The organism is Streptomyces sp. NPDC033178 (genome assembly GCF_055577685.1).
Genome location: NZ_JBVIPT010000014.1, coordinates 16,234 through 40,279, shown reverse-complemented (window position 1 = coordinate 40,279; position 24,046 = coordinate 16,234). Strand labels below are relative to the sequence as shown.

At 70.6% G+C, this 24,046-nt stretch carries 22 protein-coding genes and 3 pseudogenes; 15 read left to right on the top strand and 10 right to left on the bottom strand.

Translation table 11 applies throughout. The features are described from left to right. Positions 1-5: 5 nt before the first annotated feature. Positions 6-797: pseudogene (locus ACZ5VQ_RS30995) on the bottom strand (LacI family DNA-binding transcriptional regulator); the annotation flags it as partial. Between ACZ5VQ_RS30995 and ACZ5VQ_RS30990 the strand changes: the two are divergent. Next, positions 794-1,480, top strand: a pseudogene (locus tag ACZ5VQ_RS30990) (Gfo/Idh/MocA family protein); the annotation flags it as partial. The pseudogenes ACZ5VQ_RS30995 and ACZ5VQ_RS30990 overlap by 4 nt on opposite strands. After that, positions 1,477-2,098: pseudogene (locus ACZ5VQ_RS30985) on the top strand (TIM barrel protein). The pseudogenes ACZ5VQ_RS30990 and ACZ5VQ_RS30985, both read left to right, overlap by 4 nt. A 167-nt stretch (positions 2,099-2,265) precedes the next feature. Here the strand turns inward: ACZ5VQ_RS30985 and ACZ5VQ_RS30980 are convergent. Further along, positions 2,266-3,048 carry a pectate lyase gene (locus ACZ5VQ_RS30980; protein ID WP_469107784.1) on the bottom strand — a complete coding sequence of 261 codons (783 nt, stop codon included), beginning with the start codon at positions 3,046-3,048 and terminating at the stop codon, positions 2,266-2,268. Positions 3,049-3,123: 75 nt separating this feature from the next. After that, a complete protein-coding gene (locus tag ACZ5VQ_RS30975) occupies positions 3,124-4,113 on the bottom strand; it encodes a pectate lyase family protein (RefSeq protein ID WP_469107783.1) in 990 nt (329 codons plus the stop codon). A 414-nt stretch (positions 4,114-4,527) separates the two neighbouring features. On the opposite strand from ACZ5VQ_RS30975, the gene ACZ5VQ_RS30970 reads away from it, so the two are divergent. Continuing rightward, positions 4,528-5,043, top strand: coding sequence for a DUF6174 domain-containing protein (locus ACZ5VQ_RS30970; RefSeq protein WP_469107782.1), 516 nt, complete (start codon positions 4,528-4,530; stop codon positions 5,041-5,043). Here the strand turns inward: ACZ5VQ_RS30970 and ACZ5VQ_RS30965 are convergent. From ACZ5VQ_RS30965 to ACZ5VQ_RS30945, 5 genes are all read right to left on the bottom strand, one after another. Further along, a complete protein-coding gene (locus ACZ5VQ_RS30965) occupies positions 5,015-5,392 on the bottom strand; it encodes a hypothetical protein (protein WP_469107781.1) in 378 nt (125 codons plus the stop codon). The two genes, ACZ5VQ_RS30970 and ACZ5VQ_RS30965, sit on opposite strands and share 29 nt — an antisense overlap. Positions 5,393-5,445: 53 nt before the next feature. Beyond that, entirely contained in the window at positions 5,446-5,976 is a 531-nt protein-coding gene (locus ACZ5VQ_RS30960) for a hypothetical protein (protein ID WP_469107780.1), read from the bottom strand. Between the two features lie 218 nt (positions 5,977-6,194). Further along, positions 6,195-6,836, bottom strand: coding sequence for a DUF305 domain-containing protein (locus ACZ5VQ_RS30955; RefSeq protein ID WP_469107779.1), 642 nt, complete (start codon positions 6,834-6,836; stop codon positions 6,195-6,197). Positions 6,837-6,921: 85 nt separating this feature from the next. Continuing rightward, positions 6,922-7,350 (bottom strand): DUF6153 family protein, encoded by a 429-nt coding sequence (locus ACZ5VQ_RS30950; protein ID WP_469107778.1) that lies wholly within the window; start codon positions 7,348-7,350, stop codon positions 6,922-6,924. Positions 7,351-7,610: 260 nt separating this feature from the next. Next, entirely contained in the window at positions 7,611-8,855 is a 1,245-nt protein-coding gene (locus ACZ5VQ_RS30945) for a DUF418 domain-containing protein (RefSeq protein WP_469107777.1), read from the bottom strand. A 174-nt stretch (positions 8,856-9,029) separates the two neighbouring features. On the opposite strand from ACZ5VQ_RS30945, the gene ACZ5VQ_RS30940 reads away from it, so the two are divergent. Further along, on the top strand, positions 9,030-9,695 hold the full coding sequence (locus ACZ5VQ_RS30940; RefSeq protein ID WP_469107776.1) for a response regulator: 666 nt from the start codon (positions 9,030-9,032) through the stop codon (positions 9,693-9,695). A 71-nt stretch (positions 9,696-9,766) separates the two neighbouring features. Beyond that, positions 9,767-10,885, top strand: a complete 1,119-nt coding sequence (locus tag ACZ5VQ_RS30935; RefSeq protein ID WP_469107775.1) for a sensor histidine kinase — start codon at positions 9,767-9,769, stop codon at positions 10,883-10,885. A 42-nt stretch (positions 10,886-10,927) separates the two neighbouring features. Here the strand turns inward: ACZ5VQ_RS30935 and ACZ5VQ_RS30930 are convergent, their stop codons facing one another. After that, positions 10,928-11,647, bottom strand: coding sequence for a DUF5134 domain-containing protein (locus ACZ5VQ_RS30930; RefSeq protein WP_469107774.1), 720 nt, complete (start codon positions 11,645-11,647; stop codon positions 10,928-10,930). Positions 11,648-11,760: 113 nt separating this feature from the next. Continuing rightward, complete coding sequence (locus ACZ5VQ_RS30925; protein WP_469107773.1) at positions 11,761-12,759, bottom strand: hypothetical protein; 999 nt, start codon at positions 12,757-12,759, stop codon at positions 11,761-11,763. 191 nt (positions 12,760-12,950) lie between these two features. On the opposite strand from ACZ5VQ_RS30925, the gene ACZ5VQ_RS30920 reads away from it, so the two are divergent. The 10 genes from ACZ5VQ_RS30920 to ACZ5VQ_RS30875 all read left to right on the top strand — a co-directional run bounded on the left by ACZ5VQ_RS30920 (position 12,951) and on the right by ACZ5VQ_RS30875 (position 23,970). Next, on the top strand, positions 12,951-13,247 hold the full coding sequence (locus ACZ5VQ_RS30920) for a heavy-metal-associated domain-containing protein (RefSeq protein WP_469107772.1): 297 nt from the start codon (positions 12,951-12,953) through the stop codon (positions 13,245-13,247). 75 nt (positions 13,248-13,322) lie between these two features. Then, complete coding sequence (locus ACZ5VQ_RS30915; RefSeq protein ID WP_469107771.1) at positions 13,323-15,581, top strand: heavy metal translocating P-type ATPase; 2,259 nt, start codon at positions 13,323-13,325, stop codon at positions 15,579-15,581. A gap of 96 nt (positions 15,582-15,677) precedes the next feature. After that, positions 15,678-16,034 (top strand): NADH-quinone oxidoreductase subunit A, encoded by a 357-nt coding sequence (locus tag ACZ5VQ_RS30910; protein WP_055612491.1) that lies wholly within the window; start codon positions 15,678-15,680, stop codon positions 16,032-16,034. After that, positions 16,025-17,338 carry a hypothetical protein gene (locus tag ACZ5VQ_RS30905; protein ID WP_469107770.1) on the top strand — a complete coding sequence of 438 codons (1,314 nt, stop codon included), beginning with the start codon at positions 16,025-16,027 and terminating at the stop codon, positions 17,336-17,338. Before ACZ5VQ_RS30910 ends, ACZ5VQ_RS30905 begins: the two co-directional genes overlap by 10 nt. Next, positions 17,331-18,275 (top strand): NADH-quinone oxidoreductase subunit H, encoded by a 945-nt coding sequence (locus ACZ5VQ_RS30900; protein ID WP_469107769.1) that lies wholly within the window; start codon positions 17,331-17,333, stop codon positions 18,273-18,275. Before ACZ5VQ_RS30905 ends, ACZ5VQ_RS30900 begins: the two co-directional genes overlap by 8 nt. Before the next feature lie 32 nt (positions 18,276-18,307). Beyond that, positions 18,308-18,868 carry an NADH-quinone oxidoreductase subunit J gene (locus ACZ5VQ_RS30895; RefSeq protein ID WP_469107768.1) on the top strand — a complete coding sequence of 187 codons (561 nt, stop codon included), beginning with the start codon at positions 18,308-18,310 and terminating at the stop codon, positions 18,866-18,868. Beyond that, on the top strand, positions 18,865-19,170 hold the full coding sequence (locus ACZ5VQ_RS30890) for an NADH-quinone oxidoreductase subunit K (RefSeq protein ID WP_469107767.1): 306 nt from the start codon (positions 18,865-18,867) through the stop codon (positions 19,168-19,170). The genes ACZ5VQ_RS30895 and ACZ5VQ_RS30890 overlap by 4 nt, the downstream gene beginning before the upstream one ends. After that, positions 19,167-21,044 (top strand): proton-conducting transporter transmembrane domain-containing protein, encoded by a 1,878-nt coding sequence (locus ACZ5VQ_RS30885; RefSeq protein WP_469107766.1) that lies wholly within the window; start codon positions 19,167-19,169, stop codon positions 21,042-21,044. Before ACZ5VQ_RS30890 ends, ACZ5VQ_RS30885 begins: the two co-directional genes overlap by 4 nt. A gap of 5 nt (positions 21,045-21,049) precedes the next feature. Next, a complete protein-coding gene (locus tag ACZ5VQ_RS30880; RefSeq protein WP_469107765.1) occupies positions 21,050-22,555 on the top strand; it encodes a complex I subunit 4 family protein in 1,506 nt (501 codons plus the stop codon). Further along, the gene (locus tag ACZ5VQ_RS30875; RefSeq protein ID WP_469107764.1) at positions 22,552-23,970 is read left to right on the top strand and encodes an NADH-quinone oxidoreductase subunit N; all 1,419 of its coding nucleotides are present in this window, start codon (positions 22,552-22,554) and stop codon (positions 23,968-23,970) included. Before ACZ5VQ_RS30880 ends, ACZ5VQ_RS30875 begins: the two co-directional genes overlap by 4 nt. Positions 23,971-24,046 lie beyond the last annotated feature (76 nt).

Genomic DNA, 24,046 nt, shown 5'->3' with positions numbered 1-24,046 from the left:
GCAGGTCACCCGTCCGGCGACGGCCCTCCGGTCGTCGCCCTCTCCGGTCGAGGTCCGCTGGTCCCCCGGACCACGAGCTTCGGGTCCAACACCGCCTCCCGCGGCTCCAGTTCAGGGTTCTCCAGTCGTTCCACGGCGAACCGGACCGCGTGTTCCGCCATGAGCAGCGCGTCCTGGCGCATGGTGGTCAGGCCGATGGGCATCAGATGGGAGAGGTTGCTGTCGTCGTATCCGACGACGGACAGGTCGTGGGGAACGTCGGTGCCGGCCCGTGTCAGGGACATCAACAGGCCCATCGCACTACGGTCGTTGCCCGCGAGAACGGCCGTGGGCAGGCGCAGTCCCCGGTCGCGCTCCGCAAGGAGCAGGCGGCCGGTGTCGATGCCCGACCGCTCCGTGTGGTCGCCGGGGATCACCCGCACCTCGGACTCCAGCCCATGGCGGCGCATCGCGGCCCGGTAGGCGCGTCGGCGTTCGACCGAACCGGGGCCACGGCCTCCGTCGATGTGCACGATCCTGCGGTGACCAAGTTCGAGGAGGTGGTCCATGGCCTGCCGTACGCCCTTGGCCTCGGCCGAGTGCACGAAGTCCACGCGGGCGCGAGGGACGCGCCGGCCGACCGAGACGGTCACCGCGCGCTGTCCGAGTGCGTCGAGGTAGGCGGCCTCCGCGTCGGAGGCCAGCAGGATCAGCGCCTCGCAGCGGTGGCTGAGCAGGGCCTCGACCGCCTTCGCCTCGCTGCGGCCCTGCGCGGCCGCGGAGAGCAGGACGTCGTAACCCAGACGTTCGGCCTCGGGCCCACGGTCGGCGCCTGGTCCAGGTCGGCTTCATGCGCCGCTTCGACGCGGGCTACCGCCAGATGAAGGAGGTGATCACCGCCGGCGGCATAGGCACCCCGCTGATCGTGCACTGCGCCCACCGCAACCCGGCCGTCCCGGAGGCGTACACCTCCCACATGGCCGCGCAGGACACCGCAGTGCACGAGATCGACGTACTGCGCTGGCTCCTCGACGACGAGATCGTCTCGGCCCAGGTGATCACCCCGCGCGCCACGAGCAAGCGGTTCGCGCACCTCAGGGATCCGCAGATCATGTACTTCGAGACCGCCGGCGGCGTCCGCGTCGACCTGGAGGTCTTCGTCAACTGCCAGTACGGCTACGACATCCAGTGCGAGACCGTCGGCGAGGAGGGCCTCGTACGGTTGCCCGATCCGGCCGCTGTCGGGGTCCGTGCCGCCGGGCGCCACGGCACCGCCGTCCAGCAGGACTGGAAGGGCCGCTTCGTGGACGCCTTCGACACCGAGTTCCGCGAGTGGATCGCCTCCGTCGAGGCGGCCGTCGAGCCCGCCGGCCCGTCCGCATGGGACGGCTATGCCGCCACCGTCATCACCGACGCCGCCGTGCGGTCCCTGGACTCGGGCGGCGCGGTCGTCACCGTCGACATGAAGCCCCGCCCGGCCCTTTACGGAGGCACCGCATGAAGATCGCACTCGACCCGTACATGCTGCGCGCCCTGCCCATGGACGACATGGTGCGAACGGTCGCCGAACTCGGCTACGAGCACATCGAGTTGTCGCCCCGCGACGACTTCATGCCCTTCTTCCTTCACCCGCGGGCGGACGACGAGCGCATCGCCGAGCTGAAGAACTCCCTGCGCGCACACGGCGTCCTGCTGTCCTCCGTGCTGCCGCTGTACAAGTGGTCGACCTCGTACGGGCGATCAACAAGCCCTGGGTGAACTACCTCTACTGCGCCCCGCACTCCTTCCACCTCTCCGGGGCCGCCGAAGTCGGGGCGGACATCGCGAAGATGATGCGCTACGCCGGGGACAAGCTGCAGCACGTGCACATCGCCGACTCCTTCAACCACAAGGGCTCCTCCGGCCTGCGCTACATCCTCAACCCGCCCGGCACCACCGCCGCATCCACCAGCACCTCGACATCGACCAGGGCGAGGTCGACTGGGACGCCTTCTTCGGCACACTCCGCGACCTCAACTTCGACGGCGTCGCCACCGCCTGCGTCTTCGCCTGGGAGGAACGGGCCCACGAGTCCTCGGCGTTCATGCTGGACCGCATAACGAAGGAGCTCGCGGCGTAGCCGCAGTCGGCCGCCGCGGCCCGCCGCCTGTCGATGACGCGCACGCGCCCGGCGACCGAGCGAACCTCCGTGGGGGGGAAGGGAAGTTCGTCCGGCCGCCGGGGCTTCGGTCCACACGTCACGGCTCACCCGCGACGGTTCACACGGGACGGTTCACCTGGCTCGGCTCACCTGTAGGTGATGTCCGAAGCGGCGTACAGGCAGTTGGTGCTGTCGGGACCCGTACCGACCGCGGTGTTGTTGTTGTACTTCTGGCAGGGGATGACCTTTCGGCTGGAGTCGTTCAGGATCGTGATGCCGCGGAGTGTCGCCACGTCGTTGCGGTTGACGTTGATGCCGACGAGCCGGGCGGTGGACCCCGTGCCGGTGACCTCGATGTTGCTGAGGTTCACCTTGCGCGTGTACTGCGTGGAGCAGTCGCCGCAGGACCGGTACAGCGTCTTGAACTCGCTGACAGCGAAGTTGGTGATGTTCAGGGTGCCAGGGCCGTTGTGCTGGAACACCTTGTCGGCCGCCTTCTTGGCGCCGCCGCCCGTCACGGTGTACGTCGAGCCGCCGCGGAAGGTGGCGGCGTCCTCGCCGACGTCCTCCCACCACACGTTCTGCAGGGTGCAGTTGCCCTCGCAGTGGATGCCGTCGGCGCCGGGCGCGCCGATGATGACGTTCTTCAGGGTCGCGCCGGCCGCGAGCTTGAAGATCGGGTCCTGGCCCTCCTCCTGGCCGTCACCGGCCAGGGCGCCGCTGCCGTAGTACCGCACCATGCCGCCGTCCCTGACACCCGAGACGGAGATGGTCGAACTCACGGGCTGGCTGCCGGCGGGCGTCGGCCAGGTGGCGGCGCTTGCCGGCGGCGCTCCGATTGTTGTGATCATGACAGATGAAAGACCGAGTGCGGTCAGGGTGCCGGTCAGCGCGCGTCGGCGGGCGCGCGGGGTCGCTGGAGAAGTCATGTCCCTGTGCCTTCTTCCGGTTGTGGGGGTCGGTCTGTGGGAGTCGGTTCGTGGGGGTCGGTTCGTGGGGGTCGGTCAGAGCTTTCCGGCGCCCGCGCCGCTCGTCACCGAGGAGACGACGGAGGAGGCGGGCTCGGCGGTGTAGCCGTACGGCGGGCTGGTGAAGGTGCCGGTGCGGGAGATCTCGGTGGCGGCTCCCCCGAGGTCGTTGCCGCGCAGGTTGGCGTAGCCGTCCACGTCGCTGCTCCGGTTCGTCGTGACCGCGATCTTCGTCGTACGGAAGACGTTGTTCTCGACGAGCATCTGGGCGCCCATGCGTGAGTGCACGGCGGTGTCGGCACCCTCGACGTAGTTGTCGTAGAAGTGACCGGTGCCGAAGCGGAGACTGGGGATGCGCGAGTAGACGTTGCTGAAGTGGTTGTGGTGGTACGTGACCTTCAGGTGACCGGTGTCCTCGCTCGCGTTGTTGTCACTGTGACCGGCGAGCGAGCCCTTGAAGTGGTCCTTGAAGGTGTTCCAGGACACGGTGACGTTGTCGGAGCCGTGATTGATGTCGAGCAGACCGTCGTAGTAGTCCTTGTCGTGGTCGCGGTCCGCCGAGAAGGAGTTGTGGTCGATCCAGACCTTCGTGGACTTCTGCACGGTGACGCCGTCGGAGGGCGCGAGCGGCTTGCTGATGTTGAGGTTGCGGATGACGACGTTCGTCACTTCCTTCAGCCGCAGCCCGCCGCCGGTGAAGCCGGACGACGAACCGACGCCCAGAACCGTGGTGTTGGACCCGATGTCGACCTGACCGGTGAGCGCAATCAGCCCGCTGACCCGGACGACCTTGGCGGTGCTGCCCGTGACGGCCGTCTTGAAGGCGGCGAGCGTGGAGACGGTGACGGCGCTCGCGCCGCCGCCGCCCGTGGTGCCGGCGCCGAAGCCGATGGGGGAGGTTTCCGCGGCACCCGCGGACTGCGGCAGAGCGACGACGGTGGTGACGGCGAGAGCGGCTGCCGCGACCGTGGAGACGACGAGTCCCCTCGGACGGAAGCGTGGGGGGAGAGGGGGGAGAGTACGCATGCGGGTGCGTCCCTTCGAGAGCGTCCATTTTCAGGTATGTGAACGATGTTCACCATGTGGATCGTCTTGCGAACGTCGCGCCTCCACGCGAGGCTCGCGGCGACATCCTGGAGAGTGCACGTCCCCAGGCCATAACGCCTCCGGCATCTGACATCTCATATACGAGATGCCAGTGGCGGGTCACGCTGCTGAACGGGAAACGTAAGGGGCAAGCGCTTTCTAGTCAACGCTTCGCGCAGAACGCATCCGGCCAACTCCCGTATCGGGCAGGGGCGAGGGCCACTGCGTGCCTCAACCGGTGCCTGGCTGGACGAGTTTGAAGAGGAGGCGGGCGACGGCACGTGATGGGCACTGCCTCCGAACGTTCCGGGGCCGGTCCGCGTCATAGCGGTAGCCGTCCCCGAGGGAGCCACCATGACCGTCGTCCGCCTGAACACCGTTCACTCCAGCCTTCGTTCCGTGTCCGTCGCCGGACTGGTCGGAGGGTTGCTGTGGGCGACCGTCGCCTGCGGCACTGAGTCGTCCTCGGGATCCGGGTCCGCCCAGGTGGCCGGACCCGAGACCGCCACATCCCCGGCCGGGACCACCTGGCGGGAGCCCGACTCGTACGTCTACACACTCAAGTCGAGTGAAGGGGAACGGGGTCTGATCGGCACCTTCCGGGTGACCGTCCGCGACGGCAAGGTGGCGGAGGCGGTCGGTCTCGACGCGGACAGCCGACGGGTGGTGAAGCAGTTGCCCGGTGAAGTACCCACCATCGGCAAGCTGTTGGACGAGCTGGAGCAGGCCCGGCTCGACGACGCCGACACGGCGGAGGCGGAGTACGCGCCCGCCGGCCACCCGGAGCGGATCTCGCTGGACTGGGACAAGAACGCGATCGACGACGAAGCCCTGTACGTCATCAGCGCCTACGCGCCAGCCGTCGACTAGCGCGCGGATCCCTTCGTGGGTGACTCCGTGTCAGCGGGTCTCTCTGCATCCCCGTGACCGGCGTCGGTCGCGTTCGGCCGAGCGCGGCGTACAGCAGGCCCACCACACCCGGTCCGCCGCCGAACTGCTCGTCGGCCAGGACCGGATAGAGCGCCTGCAGCATCGTGAAGACCATCGCCGCGGCATCGATGAGAAGCAGCCCCACGATGAGGCGGTGGCCGCGCACGAAGCGGACGCCGTCCGCGACCGCCGTGAACGCCTGCCGGACTCCTTTGCCGCCCGGGCCGTCGCGGGAGGAAGCGGCCGCACGAAGAACAGGGCCGCCGAGTCCGGCGAGCAGGCCGGTCATGGCGGTGGCCGTGAGGGGGCGTTCGGTGACGGGAGACGGGAGCGGGGCTGCCGCTAGGACGAGCTCGGCGCCGGCCCGTACTTCGACGAACTCTTGGACGAACTCGGGGAGGGCTGCGCGTGCATGGCCTCCAGGTCCTGGATGGTGCCGCCGACCTTCTTGCGCAGCGGTCCGAGCATGTTCGGCTTCGCGCTGATGGCCCAGCGCGGGCCGACGAGGTACTTGCCCCCGTAGATGGCGGCGCTGTCCAGCCAGGTCAACTTGTACTTCTCCGCGGGAAAGGTCGTGATGAGGTAGTCGCCCTCGGGCGTGTGGCAGACACCTTCGCGGAGTTCGTCCGCGTCGGTTCGGATCTTGACCTTGCAGCCGGTGAGGTTGGCGATCACCTCGACCTTCGCCGGCGCCACGACCGCGGCCATGGCAGCGGTCGACGGCTTGCTGTCCCTCGCGGCCTTGTCATCGCTCCCGCCGCTGCAGGCCGTGACCAGGGGAAGAAGGGCAAGGCTGCCGATCAGGGCGGCGCGGCGCACCCCGTGGGCGGTGAAAGTGCCGCCGGTCCGTCCTCGCTGTGGCTGCTGTGACACGTACCTCTCCGAATCCGGGCTGTTCCCGTCCGCGCGAGCGGCCAGGCGTACGACAAGGGGTACGGGTGAACGCAGGCGGCCGTTCACCCGTACACCACCGAAGGTTGTGTTCCGAACGGCGAGATCACCGAAGGAGTGGGCGGAGCGCGGGAGCGCCTGCCGCCCGAGTGGGCCGACGAGGCTCTCGCCCCGTCGGCCCACCGCATCCTGACGAGACGTCAGCTCTTGCCGAGCATCTTGTTCATCTGCTTGATCTCGGCGGTCTGGGCCGTCACGACGTCGCCCGCGAGCTTCGTCGCGGGACCGTACTTGCCGTCGGCCTTCTCGGTCTCGGCCATCTCGACGGCGCCCTCGTGATGCTCGACCATCATCGTGAGGAACATGGTGTCGAACTCGGCGCCGGACGCCTTCTCCAGCTCGTCCATGTCCTTGCCGCTCATCATGCCGGGCATGGCGGACGACATGTCGTGGTCCATGGCGCCGGACATCTCCTCGGGCACGTCCTCGCCCCACGAGGTGAGCCAGCCGGACATGGTCTTGATCTCCGGGTCCTGTGCCCCCTTGACCTTCGTTGCCAGGTCCTTGACCTCCTGCGAGGAGGCGCGGCCGACGGCCAGTTCGGCCATGTCGACGGCCTGGCGGTGGTGCTGGATCATCTCCTTGGAGAAGGAGATGTCCGCGTCGTTGTGGTCGCCAGCTTTGGCCGAGGCGGTCGCGGTGGGGCCGGAGTCGGACTCCATGGACCCCATGTCGTGTCCTCCGCTGCCGCTGTCACTGCCGCAGGCGGCGAGGACGAGTGCGGCGGCTCCCGCGGTGACGGACAGGGCGGTACGGCGGACGAGTGCGCGGTGCGCTGTCATGGTGGAACTCCTGGGACGGTAGGGATGAAGGGCGTGCCTGAGCGCGGCGCCGCGCCATGTGGCGCGCGACGCCCCGCGGGCCGCTCTAGATCCGCAGGAGTTGGAGTTCGGAGAGTGAGGGCGGTGCCCGGCCGCCGTCGGGACCGCTGCCGGTCGAGGCGGCACCGGCCCGTGGCACTCCGGCGCAGGCCGCCACGTCGGACAGCAGCACCGGCACCATCGTGGGCGAACCGGCGACCGACGCGGACGCGCATGTCGGATCCGCGTGCTGGGCGTGGCCCGTGCAGCCGCCGTCGCCGTGATCGCACGCGTCCGGCATCGACGCCACCACGCTCATCGGCGCGGCCACCGGCATCGGGTCGTGACCGGCGCCCGCGGGAACCGGTCCGAGGCCGTGCATGCCGACCAGGCCGAGGAGCAGCGCGCACACGAGCAGCCCGACGAACCGCGACGTCGATCGCGGTCGAGCGAGCCGTCCGAGGCGGTTCACCGCCCCGTCGCAGACACTGGCCATGGATCCCTTGCGTCTCGGGTGCCACCGGAGTGGATACGAGGGGATGATACCTACCCGGGGTATCACGCCATGCCGAGGGGTCCGATGTCCGGCCAACTCACCGGGAGCACCGGGTATCGGACGAGGAGGTCTCCGCCCTCCGCAGGGCCCCGAGCACCCGTGCCCATGCCGCCCGGTCTGGCCGGGCGGCACGGGGGCACGGGGGCACGGGGGCACGGGGGGGGCACGGGGGGGCACGGGCATCCGCGCCGATCCGGACGTCACTTGATGTGGCGGGTGACCCGTGTTGTGGCGTGGAGCAGGTACTCCAGAGGGCCGCGGCGGAACCGTCGGGTCCAGGCGGTCGCCAGCAGCATGGCGGTCGCGATGAAGGCGAGCAGTGCGACCAGGGCCGGGACGGTCTCGTCCTCCATGCCGACCACGTGGATGGCGAGGATGTGCAGGACGTAGGCGGTCAGGGAGATCATGCCGACCGCGGCGACGGGCGTGGCCAGGCGCGTGACGCGGGGCATCCGGGCCGTGACGGCGACGCAGGCGGCCACCACGAGGAGCGCTGCGCCCGTGTTGCCGAGGATGGAGAAGGTCGTCTGGCTGTGCGGCGCGGCCACCAACAGCCAGGCGGCCGGGGTGCCGTCCGTGAGGTAGCCGACGGTGTCGGACCACCAGGCCGAGGCCGCCGAGTCTCCGTCCGTGGCCGCGGCGACGGTTGCCTGCGCGTCCGGGACCAGGCGCAGGGCGAGCCAGGAGCCGCCGTAACCGAGGACGGCCAACCCGCCGCCTGCCAGGGCGAGTCGGGTACGGATCTTGGCCCGGCCGAGGTCGAGCCGGGCGACCACCATGCCGACGATCATGAACGGCATCCAGGTGAGCACCGGGTACTCGCCGGTGAACAGCAGCTCGACCAGACCGTCCGTGTCGCTGATCCGTGCCAGCGGGTCCCAGCGGACGACGGTGTCGGCCCAGTCCCCGTTGTCGATCGACTGGCGGATCACGTACAGCACTTGGGGCATGACCAGCGCGCCAGCGGCGCCGATGACCGCGAGCGTCCGGACCCGCAGCCGGTACAGCGGGAGCACGGCGAGGAAGGTCAGTCCGTAGAACGCGAGGATCACGTCGACGTCGGTGTCCAGTGCGGTCAGGGCGAAGCCCAGCACGACCAGGACCACAGAGCGGATGAGGATCCTGGCGACGGCCTGCCGTCCGGCCCGACCGGTGCGGGGGTGCGGGCGGCCGGTGATGAGGACGAGCGAGAAACCGGCGAGCAGGGCGAAGAGTGCGGAGGAACGCCCGCGCGCCAGTTCCAGGGCGAAGCCCAGTGGCCCGCCGAGCGACGGGTCCGGGCCGACATGGGCCGCGTACATGCCGAAGACCGCGAGTCCGCGGGCCAGATCGATGCCTGTCAGCCGCCCCGTCGACGGCGCGGGAGCGGTGGTGGGAGGGCTGCCTTGTTCCGAGGCGGGCGCCGGGGACAGAGCCGTTGAGACCGATGGCGCGTCGTGTGTCATGTGCTTCAGGATCGGGCGTGTGCGGGCTCCGACCCATCCGGCAGGTGGCCGGAGTTGCCCCGCCGACCGGCCGGAGCCGCCCCCGTCGCCCGGCGAGCGCCGCCGCGAAGGAACCGGAGGAGGCTCCTGGGCGTCGTAGGAGTCCAGCGGCGGCCCCGGGGCGAGGGAGCGCAGGTGATCCGGGTACTGGTGGTCGACGACGAGGCTCTGATCCGTACGGGCTTCAGGCACATCCTCGACTCCGCGGACGGGATCGAGGTCGTGGCGGCGGTCCCCGGCGGCCAGGCGGTCGACTCGGCGCGGGAGTTGCGTCCCGACGTCGTGCTGCTCGACATCCGGATGCCGGACGTGGACGGGCTCACGGTCCTGGCCGACCTGCGCCGGTTGCCGCAGCCGCCCACGGTGGCCATGCTCACGACGTTCGACATGGACGAGTACGTGGCGACGGCACTGCGTTCGGGGGCGGCCGGGTTCCTGCTCAAGGACACCGATCCCGTGCAACTGCCGCTGCTGGTACGCAGTTTGGCCGACGGCGGTGTCGTCCTGTCGTCCCGGGTCACCCGGGCCGTGGTCGACGGGTATCTGGACAACGGCCCCCACGAGGCGGCCGCCCGTTGCGTGGCCCGGCTGACCGAACGCGAGCGAGCCGTTCTCGTCCTCATCGCCGAGGGACTGTCCAACACCGGCATCGGCGCACGGATGCATCTGAGCATCGGCACGGTCAAGGACCATGTGAGCGCCGTCCTCGCCAAGTTGGAGGTGGGCAGCCGCGTCCAGGCAGCCCTGCTCGCCGAACGCGCGGGTCTGCTCAGGCCACCGCGGGACCCGGAGGACGGGTGAAGCCCCGCGCGGGACTCGCGAGACCGGAAGCGGGACCGGAAGCGGGACCGGAAGCGGGACCGGAAGCACGGATGAGGCACCGCCGCGTGCCCGCCCCACTCATGGACGCCATGCTCGTCGCGGTCTCCCTGCTGGACGTCTGGATCCACTTCGACAGCGAAGAGCGGCTGCGCATGGCCTGTGCGCTGCTCGCCGCGTTCTCTCTCGTACTCCGTCGCCGTCTGCCGCTGGCGACGTTCCTGCTCGCCCTGCCCGCGGCCCTGGTCGGCGACGCGGTACTCGCCACCCTGATCGCGCTGTACACCCTCGCCTCCCTCAGCCGTCGTCGCGTGCTCCTGGCCCTGTGCGCGCTGGCGTTCGCGGCATGCGACATCACCTGGTGGTCGTGGCCGTCACCGGAGTTCGCCGATCTGTCGGACTCCTCCGACCTGCTCACGGTCACCTACAGCCTGGCCACGGCGGTCGCTCCCGTCTTCCTCGGACAGCTCGTCCAGACCGGACGCGAACTGTCCCTGCGGCTGTCCGAGATATCCGAGGCGCGGGAACACGAACGCAGGCTGCTGGCCCAGAGCGTGCTGGCGAAGGAACGCGCGCAGCTCGCCCGGGAGATGCACGACGTGGTCTCCCATCAGGTCAGCCTGATCGCCGTACGGGCCGGAGTGCTTCAGGTAGGCACCCGGGACCCGGAGGCGAGGGAGGCGGCGGCCACGATCCGGCGGCTCAGCGTGCAGACACTGGACGAACTGCGGCACATGGTCGGCGTCCTGCGCGCCTCCGGAAGCCGTCCCACGGAACTGACTCCGCAGCCGTCCCTGGCGGACCTCCAGCGGCTGGTCGACACCAGCGGCATCGAGGCGGCGCTGCGCACAGATCTGCCCGACGACCTGCCCGCGACCGTCCAGCGCGCCGTCTACCGCACGGTCCAGGAAGCGCTGACCAACGTACGCAAGCACGCTCCCGGGGCCACCGCCACCATCCACGTCCATCACGCGGACGACACCGTCCACGCCACCGTCACCAACGCCTCCCCCACCCGTCCCGCGCTGCCGCTGCCCGGCGCGCACCACGGCCTCGTCGGTCTGCGCCAGCGGGCCGAACTCCTCGGCGGCACCGTCACGTCCGGCCCGACGGCGGACGGCGGATACGAACTCCGGTTGCGCCTCCCGGTCCAGGACCAGGACACGCCATGACGTCAGGGCCGTCTTCAGGCGGCCGTCTTCACGCAGCCGACTTCACGCGGCCATCATCAGAAGCATCGTCGCCATCGAGCCGCCCATTCCGACATGACCGGCCAGGCGCGCGTTCGGCACGGTGAGCAGCGAGGGATTCCGCCGGGCGTGTCGGTGGCGGGCCCGCGTGCCGTCGGCCACGGCGGGCAGCGACCCGCCCCTGCCGCGCAGGCGGGCGCGTACGGCCAGAGCCATGAAGATCACGAAGTACGCGGCCAACGCCCAGAAGGCCACCCGCCAGGCGAGCGCGCCTCCCGCGGAGCCCGCCGCCTCGGCCACACCTCCGTGACCGTGGGCGCCCACGCTCTCCATACCGGCCATGCCCGCCATCCCCCCGTGCCCGGAGGAACCGGCCAGCGCGAGAGCCGGTGAGGAGGTGGTTCCGGACATGGCCAGTGTCATGAGCACCATGGCGGCGCTGCCGATCACGACGTGTCCGCCGTGGCGCAGATACCGCAGACCACCCCGGGCCGCATGCCGCACGGACAGTGCCACGCCGCCGAGACAGAAGGCGCCGAACACCGCGGCCCACCAGGTGCTGTGCGTGCCGTAGTGGCCCGCGGTCGGGGGCGCGGCCATCACCGCCATGCCCGCGCCCATCACGGCCTCGGCCGCCGCTTCGAACCGGGCCCAGCCTCTGACGAGAGCCATGCGAAGCAGGTTGCCGCCGGCCACACCGACGCCCAGCACCACCAACGTCCAGCCCAGAAGCGGTCCCGTCATGACGCCACCCTTCGGGGGAGCCGGGCCCGTTCTCCGGCTCACCGATCGCCGACCCCTACGTACCCGCTTAGTACGTGGCGTTCGACGATCCGACTCAGAACGGACGGTCCCCTTCAGTGCCCGTGGCCGTCCGAAGTCTCTTCGGTGGTCTCTTCAGCGGCCTCGCTGTGATCGCCCTTGCCGCCCGACTCCTCACCCGCGTGAACGGTGAACGCGGCGGTCCTGACCACGCCTTGGTGCTTGAAGTCGAGGAAGAGGCGGTACGCGCCCGGGCTGGGCGCGGTGGCCGTGAACGAGATGCCGGGGCCTGGCTCGGTCTTTCCGTCGCCGGGTTCGCCGTTGGGGTGGACGTGGAGGTACGCGAGGTCGCCGGAGCGCAGGGCGACCAGGTGGCCGTACGCACCGAGATAGGGCTGGAGGTCGGTGACGGGCTTGCCTTCGCGGGAGACGTTCAGCTCCAGCTCTCCGGACGCGCCCGGTCGCAGACCGCCCGCCAGCTTGACCTCGTATCCGTCGACCTTGGCCGTCGTGCTCGCCGCCGGCAGCCCCTTCGGCTCGTACGGGCCCGAGGCCGCGAGGTCGGCGCCGAGGGTGAGGTTCTCGGCCCCTTTCTTCGCCGGGGTGAAGTCGGCGAAGACCCGGTAGCCGCCCGCCCGGGGCAGTTCGACGGGGATGCTCCAGGTGCCGTCGGCGGCGCGGGTGGGGTGCAGATGGCGATAGGTGACCAGGTCGCGCGAGGCCACGATCAGGTGGAGTTCCTTCTCGTGTTCGCGCTTGTACGAGGTCACCGCGCGACCCTTCTCGTCCTGGATGGTGAAGCTCAGGTCGGCGCGCTGCCGGGCTTCGATCCGGGGGGTCCTGAGGTCGAGGGTGTAGCCGTTCTCGGAGATCTGCAGTCCGCCGGCCGGCGGCGACTGGCCCTCCTGCGTGGACTCGTGCTCCGCGTGGTCACCGCCTCCTTCCGGCTCCAGTGACGATTCGGCGTGGGTGTCGTGGCTCGCGGGCTCGCGGTCCGCGACGACGGGGTCGACACCCTGGCCCACGCCGTAGGCGGTGCCGAAGGTCGCGGCGAGTGCGGCGGCGAACGCGGTGATCTTCACTCCGGTATGCATGGCCAGCTCCTGAGGGACGGGGGCCGATGACTGGAGGTGAGGCCCTCCATGCACTTCAACATACCCCTAGGGGGTATAAAGTCAAGGCGGCTGCACGGCTTGCGTCAGATACCCTACAGGGGTATACAGGTTCTCGACACCGATACCCCCGCCCCGTATCCGAGACGGACTGTACTCACCAGGAGGAACCCATGTCCTCGTCCTGCTGCTCCACCGACGGCTCCTGCTCGACCACCACCGCCGACCGCGCGACGGCCACCGAGGTCGTCACCGCCACCGTCACCACGACCTACGCCGTGTCCGGCATGACGTGCGGCCACTGCAAGGCCACGCTCACCCAGGTCATCGGCGAGCTGGACGGCGTGACCGGTGTCGACGTCGACCTCGACACCGGTCGGGTCACGGTCGTCGCCACCGCCGAGCCGGACGACACGCTGATCGCCGAGGTCGTCGACGACGCCGGCTACGAGCTGACCGGCCGGGCCTGACCCCGGGCACTCCCCCGCACCGGCCGGGGCCCACATCACCGGGTCCCGGCCACCCACCCCGTACGAGGAGCAGCCATGACCACCACGACGACCGGCGCCGAGGTAGAGCTCGCCATCGGCGGCATGACCTGCGCCTCGTGCGCGGCACGGATCGAGAAGAAGCTCAACCGTATGGACGGGGTCACCGCCACCGTCAACTACGCCACGGAGAAGGCCAAGGTCGCCTTCGAAGGTGACGTCTCCGTCCAGGACCTGATAGCCACCGTCGAGAAGACCGGGTACACCGCGCACGAGCCGGCGCCCGTACGCGGCGAGCCCGAGGGTGACGACGAACCGGCGGGCGCGCACGACGAACTGCGGCCGCTGCGCGAGCGGTTGGTCACCGCGGTGGTGCTGGCCGTTCCCGTCGTCGCGATGGCCATGGTCCCGGCCCTGCAGTTCGAGTACTGGCAGTGGCTGTCCCTGACACTGGCGGCGCCGGTCGTGACGTACGCCGCCTGGCCGTTCCACAAGGCCGCGTTCACCAACGCGCGGCACGGCGCGGCCACCATGGACACGCTGATCTCCGTGGGCACCTCGGCCGCGTTCCTGTGGTCGCTGTGGGCCCTGTTCTTCGGCACCGCGGGCACGCCCGGCATGACGCACCCCTTCGAGCTGACGATCGCCCGGGGCGACGGCGCCGGGAACATCTATCTGGAGGCCGCCGCGGGCGTGACCGCCTTCATCCTGGCGGGCCGGTACTTCGAGGCCCGCTCCAAGCGGAAGGCGGGCGCGGCGCTCAAGGCGCTGCTGGAGCTGGGTGCGAAGGACGTCACCGTGCTGCGCCCCGACGGCCGCGAACAGACGGTCCCGACCGCCGAGTTGAAGGTCGGCGACCGTTTCCTCGTGCGCCCGGGCGAGAAGATCGCCACGGACGGGACGGTCGTCGAGGGCTCCTCGGCGGTGGACGCCTCGATGCTCACCGGTGAGTCCGTGCCGGTGGAGGTCTCCACAGGCGACCCGGTCACCGGCGCCACGATCAACGCGGGGGGCCGGCTGGTCGTCGAGGCCACCCGGGTCGGCGCCGACACCCAACTCGCCCGGATGGCAAGGCTGGTGGAGGACGCGCAGAACGGGAAGGCCGCCGCGCAGCGCCTCGCGGACCGCATCTCCGCCGTGTTCGTACCCGTCGTGATCGCGCTCGCGCTGGGCACCCTCGGTTTCTGGCTGGGCAACGGGTCCGGGCTGACGGCCGCCTTCACCGCCGCGGTCGCCGTACTGATCATCGCTTGCCCGTGCGCCCTCGGCCTGGCCACCCCGACCGCGCTCATGGTCGGCACGGGCCGCGGCGCCCAGCTCGGCATTCTGATCAAGGGTCCGGAGGTCCTGGAGTCCACCCGAAAGGTCGACACCATCGTCCTCGACAAGACCGGCACCGTGACCACCGGCCGTATGACCCTGCTGGCCGTACACACCGCCGACACGACCGACGAGGCCGAAGTCCTGCGTCTGGCAGGCGCGTTGGAGCACTCCTCCGAGCACCCGATCGCCCGCGCCGTCGCCGACGGGGCACTTGAGAAGCTGGGTTCGCTGCCCACCCCCGAGGACTTCGCGAACGTACCCGGTCTCGGTGTGCAGGGCATCGTCGACGGTCACGCGGTTCTCGTGGGCCGTGAGCGGCTGCTCGCGGAGTGGGCCATGGAACTGCCCGAGGAACTGACACGCGCCGAGGCCGAGGCCGAGGCGGCCGGACGCACCGCCATCGCGGTCGCCTGGGACGGCGAGGCGCGCGCGGTCCTCGAAATCGCCGACGCCGTGAAGGAGACCAGCGCGGAAGCGATCACGCGGCTCCGCGCGCTCGGCCTGACGCCCATCCTGCTGACGGGCGACAACCGGGCCGTGGCCGAGTCGGTCGCCCGCGAGGTCGGCATCGCGCCCGAGGACGTCATCGCCGAGGTGCTGCCGCAGGACAAGGTCGACGTCGTCAAGCGGCTCCAGGACGAGGGCCGTTCGGTCGCCATGGTCGGCGACGGCGTCAACGACGCGGCCGCGCTCGCCCAGGCCGACCTGGGCCTGGCCATGGGCACCGGCACCGACGCCGCGATCGAGGCCGGCGACCTGACGCTCGTACGGGGAGATCTGCGCGCCGCCGCCGACGCCATCCGGCTCGCCCGGCGCACCCTCGGCACCATCCGGTCCAACCTCTTCTGGGCCTTCGCCTACAACGTGGCAGCCCTGCCGCTCGCCGCGGCCGGTCTGCTCAACCCGATGATCGCCGGAGCGGCCATGGCCTTCTCCTCGGTGTTCGTCGTCGGCAACTCCCTGCGGCTGCGCTCGTTCCGCGCGGCGAACTGACCGGAGGCAGGTGTCGTGCGTTCCTTACACCCCTGGCTGCTGACATGCTGCCTGCCGTGGTGACCGTCCGAGAGCGACCGTCGGGAAGGGGCCCTTGTGGCGACATCGGACTGGCAACCGGTACTCGTACTCCTCGTGCTGATCGTCGCGGCCGTCGTACTCCTCCATGCCCTGTCCGTCGCACTGCGGGCGGTCCGCGAGCCCGTGCACACCGGCCCGTTCAGCGGGGGCCTCGAACCTCAGGAGCACCCGCTCTCCCGGTTCCACGTGCGCTGGTACCCCGTCACGATGGTCTTCCTCGCCTTCGACATGGAGATGCTCTTCATGTACCCGTGGACGAAGGTCGTCTCGGCCGTCGGCACCAGCGCGGTCGTCGAGATGTTCCTCTTCCTGGGAATCCTGCTCGCGGGTGTCGCGTACGCCTGGCGCGAGGGGGCGTTCCGGTGGAGCTGAGGCGCGCACTCGTGCGGGCGGCCGTGTCCCGGCCCGGCGTCCTCCTCGCGGTTTCCCCCGGTGCCACGCGGCAACGGCTCGCCGTGGAGGCGGAGTTGGCGCGTCGCGGCTGGCCGTGTGTGAGCGGGCCGTCGGAGACCGATCTGCTGGTCGTCGTCGGCGATCGTGAGGACGAAGGCGAAGGCGAAGGCGAGGAGAGCGACTGGGTCTCGGGTCTGTGGCACGGCATTCCGGCGCCCAGGGCCCGGGTGTGGGTCACCAATCCCGAGCGGGTCGTCGACGCTCTGGAGAGGGGGCTCGCGGACCTTGCGCGCGGAGAATACAAGGAGCACCACGAGCACCACGAGCACCACGAGCACCACGAGCACCACGAGCACCACGAGCACCACGAGCACCACGAGCACCACGAGCACCAGCAGGACGGTGACACCGCTCCGCACTCGGACCATAGTGGTCACGACATGCACGGCGGGCATCACGGTCACGCGGGGCACGACATGGGCCTCGTCGAGGGACTGCCCATGGCGGACCGGGCCGATGACCGGGACGGTCTGCGGCTCGACGTGCTGCACGTGCCACTCGGGCCCGTACTCGCCGACTGGCCCGCGGGACTGATCCTCCGCCTGACTCTCCAGGGCGACGTGGTTCAGGAGGCCGCCCTCGAACCGGTTACCACTCCCCCGTCCCCACGTCCGCCCTTCTGGGACGAACCGTGGCTGCGCGCCACCGCCGGCGAGCACGTTTCGCGGGGCGACGCGGCGCGACGGCTGTGCGCGGCCCACCTGGACAGCCTGGGCAGGTTCTTCGCCGTGACGGGTTGGGACGACATGGCCGCACGGATGCGGTACGTACGGGATCGTGCCCTTGCCGGAGCCGCTGCCGCCGAACTCACCTCCCTCGTACGCCCGTTGATCCGTCGGGCCCAGCGCTCGCGGACGCTGCGGTGGCTGACGACGGGGCTCGGAACACTGCCCGCCGAGCAGTCGCGTCACCGTGGGGTGACCGGACCGGCTCTGGTCGCGGACGGGGACGCGTACAGCCGCATGCTCGTGTGGCTCGACGCGGTGGGCAGGAGCGCGGCGGCCTGCGACGTCACCGAAGCGCTGGACGCCGCCGAGGCCGTAGGGCCTCGCGGGAGACTGGACACCCCGGTGCCTCCGTCGAGGGCGCTGCTGGACAGCCTGCCGCGACTGCTCGAAGGAACGGAGTTCGCCTGCGCGCGGATCATCGTCGCGAGCCTCGATCCGGACCTCGACGAGCTGACTCATGCACAGGCGCCCGGGACGGTCCACAGCCATGGGTGAGCGCACTTCGCTGTGGGCGGTCCTCGTGCTGCCCGTTCTGCTGGTCGGGGCGGCCCTGGTGACGGCCGGGTTCGATGCCGTGCTCGCGGCCGGGGCCCGGCGCGGGCGGCCCGGATCGCTGCGCGAGACGGTGGTCCGCGCGGCGGAACCCGGCCGCCAGGTCCTCCGGCATCTTGTCCAGCAGCCTCGTCGTACCCGGGCGTCGGACCTGTCCCTGGCCCGGATCGGCGCCGGTCTCCTTCCCGTCGCCGCCGTCCTGGCGGCGGTCGTACTGCCGCTCGGCTTCCGGTCGGTGAGCGATCTGCCGGACGGGATCGTCTGGTTCAACGCGATGGAGGCGCTGGCGTGGGCGGCGGTCTGGCTTGCGGGCTGGGGGCCGAACTCGACGCTCTCGCTCATCGGCGGCTACCGCTTCCTCGCGCAGGGGCTGGCGTACGAGCTGCCGCACATGCTCGCCATCACGACGGCCGCGCTGGGCGCGGAGTCGCTGCGGGTCGGTGAAGTCGTGGGCGCCCAGGCCGGGTTGTGGTTCGTGGTGTGGATGCCGGTGGCTTTCGGGATCTATCTGCTGAGTGCCATGGCGATGGCGTTCTGGGGGCCGTTCGACCAGCCTGCCGGACGTGACGTGACGGGCGGCGCGGGTGCCGAGCTGTCGGGCGCGGACCGGGTGCTCTTCCTCGGCGGCCGGTGGCTGCTGCTGGTCGTGGCGGCGGCGTTCAGTGTGCCGCTCTTCCTGGGCGGCGGGCACGGGCCGCTGCTGCCCGGCTGGGCCTGGACCGTACTCAAGACGGCCGCCGTCCTGGCCTTCCTGGTGGGGGTCCGACGCAGGATTCCGACCGTGCGCATGGAGCGCTATCTGGAGCTGGCCTGGGTCGTGTTGACCCCGCTGGCGATCGTGCAGGCGCTGGTCGTGGCCGTGGTGGTGCTGAACCGGTGAGTTCCCTGACGGAAGCGAGGTGACGTAAGCCGATGGATGTCGCGGTCTTCTGGGTGCTGGCCGTCCTTGCGGTGGCCGGCGGAGTGATGGTGTTCCGCTTCGACTCGATGGCGCGGGCGACGTTCTCCCTGCTGGCCTCGCTGCTGTGCGTGGGCGGGCTGGTCGTCCTGCTGGGGCTGGACTACCTGGGCATCGTCATCGTGCTGATGATGACGATCGAGATGGCCATCATGGCGGTCTTCATGGTGATGTACATGATGAACCCGGCCGGGCTCATGCCGATGACGATGATCCACAACAAGAAGGGCGCGGCCGTCGTCTGCGGCCTGGTCTTCGCGCTGCTGGCCGCCGGGATCCTGCTCGCGCCCTGGTCGGCGCGCCGGGGGAAGGCACCCGCCGATCCGACCATGGAACTCGGCATGTCGCTCATGGGCCCGCAGATGCTGACCATGATGACCCTGGGCATGGCCCTGTTCGCGACGATCGTCGCCACCGTGGTCCTGGCCACCCGCCGAGGACGGTACGACCGGTTCGGCGACGATCTGCGGGCGCGGCACGCGGACGATCCCGTACGGGGTGGTGTCGGCCGGTGAGTCTGGAACTGTTTCTGCTGTTGGCCGCCGCGCTGTTCAGCGTCGGTCTGTTCGGTGCCCTCACCCAGCAGTCCATCGTGATGCTGATGATGGGCCTTGAGCTGATGCTCGGCGGGGTCATCCTGGCCGCCGCGGCCGCGTGGCACTACATCGCTCCGGCGGCGGCCGAGGGGCATGTACTGATCGTGGTGGCGGTCACGGCGATGGCCCTGGAGATGGCGATCGGGTTCGCCGTCGTCACCGCTCTGTTCCGGTCACGGGAGATCGACATGACCGACATGGCAGCGGAGTTGAAGGAGTGAGCGCTCTGCTGTGGGCGCTGGTCGCCCTGCCCCTCGGCGCCGGTGTGCTGCTCCTGGTGGTGGGGCGGCGGGCCGATCGTGCGGCGCCCGGAGTGGCACTCGCGGTCGCGGCCGCCGCGCTGGGGCTCGCTGTCGCCGCGGCGTTCCGGCATCCGAGCGCGCGGGCACCGTTCCTCGACGGTCTGCCGATGCGACTCGCGGTGGACGGTCTGTCGGGGCTGCTGGCGGTGACGGTCACCGCGGTCGCCCTCGTCGTACTCCTCTTCAGCGCGGCGGAGTTCGGCGCGGCGGAGGCCGGCGGGGGCGAGGCGCGGGCGCGGTTCTTCGGGCTGATGCTGCTGTTCGCCGGGAGCATGCTCGTCACGGTCACCGCCGCCACTCTCCCGGTCCTGCTGATGGGCTGGGAGGTGATGGGCGCCACCTCGTGGGCGCTGATCGGCTACTGGTGGCGGGATCCGGAGCGTACGCGGGCGGCCGACACAGCTTTCCTCACGACCCGTACCGCGGACCTCGGCCTCTATCTGGCGGCGGGCGCGGCACTCGCGAGCGGCAGCGGCAGCGGCAGCCGGAACTCGTCGCTCTCGCTCGATGGCCTCGCACAGGCCGAGGAGCCGTGGCTGTCCTTCATCACCGCGGGCGTGGTCGTCGCCGCCCTCGGCAAGTCGGCCCAACTGCCCTTCAGTTTCTGGCTGTCGAAGGCGATGCGGGGCCCGAGTCCGGTCTCGGCCCTGCTGCACTCGGCGACCATGGTCGTCGCGGGCGCGTACCTGCTGCTGCGGACCGGACCGCTGCTGGACGCCTCCGGCTGGGGCGACGACGTGGTCGCCTGGACGGGTGCGGCCACGGCGATCCTCCTCGGGCTCGTCGCGGTCGCGCAGACAGACCTCAAACAGCTGCTGGCCGCGTCGAGTTGTGCGCAGATCGGCTTCATGGTCCTGGCGGCCGGGGCGGGCGCCACGACGGGCGGCACGCTTCAACTCATCGCGCACGCGGCGGCGAAGAGCCTGCTGTTTCTCGCGGCGGGCGCCTGGCTGACCGCGCTCGGCACCCAGCAGTTGCCCGCACTGCCGGGCGCGGCGCGTCATCACCGTACGGTCGGCATCGCCTTCACCGTGGCCGCGCTCTCCCTGGCGGGGCTTCCGCCGCTCTCCCTCTGGGCCGCCAAGGACGTACTGCTGGCCGGTGCCTTGGAGCGCAGTCCGTGGCTGTACGCGGCCGGGCTCGCCGCCGCCCTCCTGTCCGCGGTCTACAGCGCGAAGGCGTTGTGGTTCGTGTGGCGTCCGGCGGTGGCGCGCCCGGACGCCCGGCGCATCCCGGCGGGTGCCGTGTGGCCCCTGGCCCTGCTCGCCTTCGCATGCTTGGCGCTGGTGGCGCTTGCATTCCCCCCGGTACGCGACAGCACGAGTCGTGTCCTCGCTGTCTCTGGTCAACCCGCCCCACATGCCTGGGAGTTCGTACTCTCCGCCGGTCTGGCTCTCCTGGCCGCCGCGGCCGCCTGGGGCTGGGGTGCGCGCCCGCTGCCCTTGCCGGCGCGGGTCACGTCGGGGTTCGCCGACTGGCTGGGCCTCGAACGCGCGGCTCATGTCCTGCTGGTCGCGCCCACGATGCGGCTGGCGCGCGCCGCCGCGGTGTTCGACGACCGGGTGCTGGACCGTACAGTCGACGGTTCGGCCTCCACCACCCTCCGGTTCGCGCGCTGGACGAACGACGTCGTGGAACGAGCCGTCGACGGGACGGTAGGCGCGGTCGCCGCCGGAACCCGTGCCCTCGGCCGCTGGGCCCGCCGCCCGCAGTCGGGACAGCTGCACCAGTACCTCGCCCAGGCGGTCGCCGCCTTCACCGTCCTCGCCGTCGTCCTCGTCCTCGTGAGGTGATCCGCTTGCTGACCGCCCTCGTCTTCGCGCCCACGGCCGTCGCGCTGCTGCTGTTCGCACTGCCCCGCCGTACGGCACCGACCGTCTTCCGTGCGGTCTGGGTGACGGCATCGGCCGTCGAACTGGCCCTGGTCATCGCGGTGTGGGCCGGCTACGAGCCGGGCGCGGGGATGCAGTTCGAGGAGCGTGCCCACTGGATTCCGGGCGCGGGGGTCAGTTACCACGTCGGCGTCGACGGGCTGTCGCTTCCGCTGCTCGCCCTGACCTGTCTGCTGTTCCTCGCCTGCGCCCTCTACTCGCTGCGCGAGAACCGCCGGATCCGCGAGTTCGCGGCGCTGTTCCTCTTCCTCCAGACGACCTGTCTCGGGCTCTTCGTCGCCCTCGACCTGATCCTCTTCTTCGTCTTCTTCGACCTGTCCATCGTGGCGATGTACTTCGTCATCGCCGGATGGGGCCACCGGCAGGCCGCCCGCGCCGCGTTGAAATTCTTCCTCTACACCTTCATCGGGTCGCTCGCCCTGCTGCTCGGCTTCATCGGCCTGTACCTTGCCGCGTCGCCGCACACCTTCGACATGGTCGAGCTGACCGAGCAGAACCCGCTCGCCGGGCGGTCTGTGTACGGGGCTCTGGTGCTGCTGGCAGTCGTGGTCGGTCTGGCGGTGAAGACCCCGACGGTGCCCTTCCACACGTGGCTGCCGCCGGCCCATGTCGAGGCGCCCGCGGCCGGTTCGGCGATCCTGGCCGGGGTGCTGCTGAAGATGGGCACCTACGGATTCGTACGCATCGCGATGCCGATCCTCCCCGAGGCCTGGCGCCGGTACGCCCTCGTGCTGGTCGTCATCGGCGTGGTCTCGGTCCTCCACGGGGCGCTGGTGGCGCTCGCGCAGACAGACTTCAAGCGGATGGTCGCGTACACCTCCGTGAATCACATGGGATACATCGTGCTGGCTCTCGGCGCGGCCGCCGCGACGGCGGACAGCTCCGAGCAGGCGCGTTCCCTCGCCGTCACGGGTGCCGTGACCCAGATGGTGAGCCACGGGCTGCTGACCGGTGCGCTGTTCCTCCTCGCGGGGGTGCTTCACGAACGCGGTCGTACCTACGACATGGGGGCCTACTCCGGACTCGCCGCCGTGGCACCGGCGTTCGCCGCCATGACGGGTGTCGCGGCCTTCGCCTCGCTCGGGCTTCCGGGCTTCTCCGGTTTCATCGCCGAGTTCCAGATCTTCACGGGAAGTCTCGGGCCTCAGCCGCTGGCCACGGCACTCTCGGTGCTCGGCATCCTCCTCACGGCCGGGCTGTTCCTGCGGGCGCTGCGCCAGGTGTTCACGGGGCCGTTGCGGCTGCCCGACGCGCCCGGTACGCCACGGGCGTTCCCCGACATGCGGGTGCACGAGAGCGTCTCCGTGGTTCCGCTGCTCGCGCTGGCCGTCATCCTCGGGGTGGCTCCGCGCTTCCTGCTGGATGTCGTCGAGCCGGCCTCCCGCTCGGTCCTGGAGTTGCTCGCCCGATGACCGAGATGAACGAGAACCCGCTCGATCTGCTGCCCGAGGTGCTGCTGGCGGCCTCGGCCGTACTCGGGCTGCTGCTCGGCTCCTGGCTGCCGCGCGCCCGGCAGTGGACCGTCGGACTGCTGGCGGTCCTCGCCTGCGTGGCGGGGATCGTCGCTGCGGCGGTGGCAGCCGCCGAGCCCGCGACGACGGCCTTCGGGGAAGCCTTCACCGTCGATACCGTGACCGCCGCGTCCCGGATCGTCGTGCTCGGCGGCACGCTCCTCGTCCTCGGTGTCTCCTTCCGCCCTCTGCGAGGCGATCCCCGGGAGAGCGAGTTCTACGTCTTGGTGCAACTGGCGGCCCTGGGCGCGCTGATGATGGCCGGCACCCAGGACCTGCTGCTGTTCGCCGCCGCGTATCTCCTGGCCAGCATTCCCGCGTACACGCTCGCCGGATTCCGCAAGGACGGTCCGGGCACCGAGGCCGCCCTCAAGTACTACGTGGTCGGCGCCCTGCTCGGCGTACTCCTGCTGGCCGGTGTCACCGTCCTGTACGCGGCCGGGCGCGCGACCTTGTACCCGATGCTGGGTGACGCGCTGCGCGACACCCCGGAGCCGCTGATCGCCGTCGGTGCGATCGGGCTGCTGGCGGGTGTGCTGTTCAAGGCGGGCGGCGTACCGGCGCACTTCTGGGTGCCGGACGCCGTGCAGGGCAGCAGTGCGCCGGTGGCCGCGCTGCTCACCACCCTCCCCAAGATCGGAGCGCTCGCCGCGCTCTTCCGGGTCGGTGACGCCGTCTTCGCGGGCAGCCCGCTGCCCTGGCCGGCGCTGATCGCCGTGCTCGCCGCCGCGTCGATGACGCTGGGCAACCTCGGCGCGTTCTTCCAGCAGGACGTGAAGCGTCTGCTCGCCTACTCGACGATCAGTCAGGTCGGATACCTGCTCCTGCCGGTGGCGGTGGTGGACCGCTCGGATCTCGCTCAGCAGGCGTTCCTGTACTACCTCGCGGCCTACACGGTCACCAACCTCGGGGCGTTCGCCGTCGTCTGCGCCGTCCCGCATGCCCACACCCTGGACGACTACCGAGGGCTCGCGAAGGACCGCCCGCTGCTCACGGCGAGCCTGGTCGTCTGTCTGCTGGGCCTCGTCGGCACCCCGCCCACCGCGGTCTTCCTCGGCAAACTCCAGGCGTTCAGCGCCGTGTTCGACGGTGGCTACGCGTGGCTCGCCGTCCTCGCCGCCGTCAACACCGTGGCGTCCCTCTTCTATTACCTGCGCTGGATCGTGCCCGCGGTCTCCCGCGGCGATTCGCCGGGCCCCGCCGAGGGGGACCGCACGGCACGCGTTGTCGCGTATGCGGCCACGGTCATCTCCGTCGGCCTCGGTCTGGCGGGAGGACCGGTCCTCGACGCGCTGGCCGGGCCGATGAGTCCGTGAACCGGCGGCGCGCGCAGCGCGGTGTACGCCGTCGGGCGCTCTCTGGCGGGCGAAGGCTCTCCGGCGGGGGGCTGAT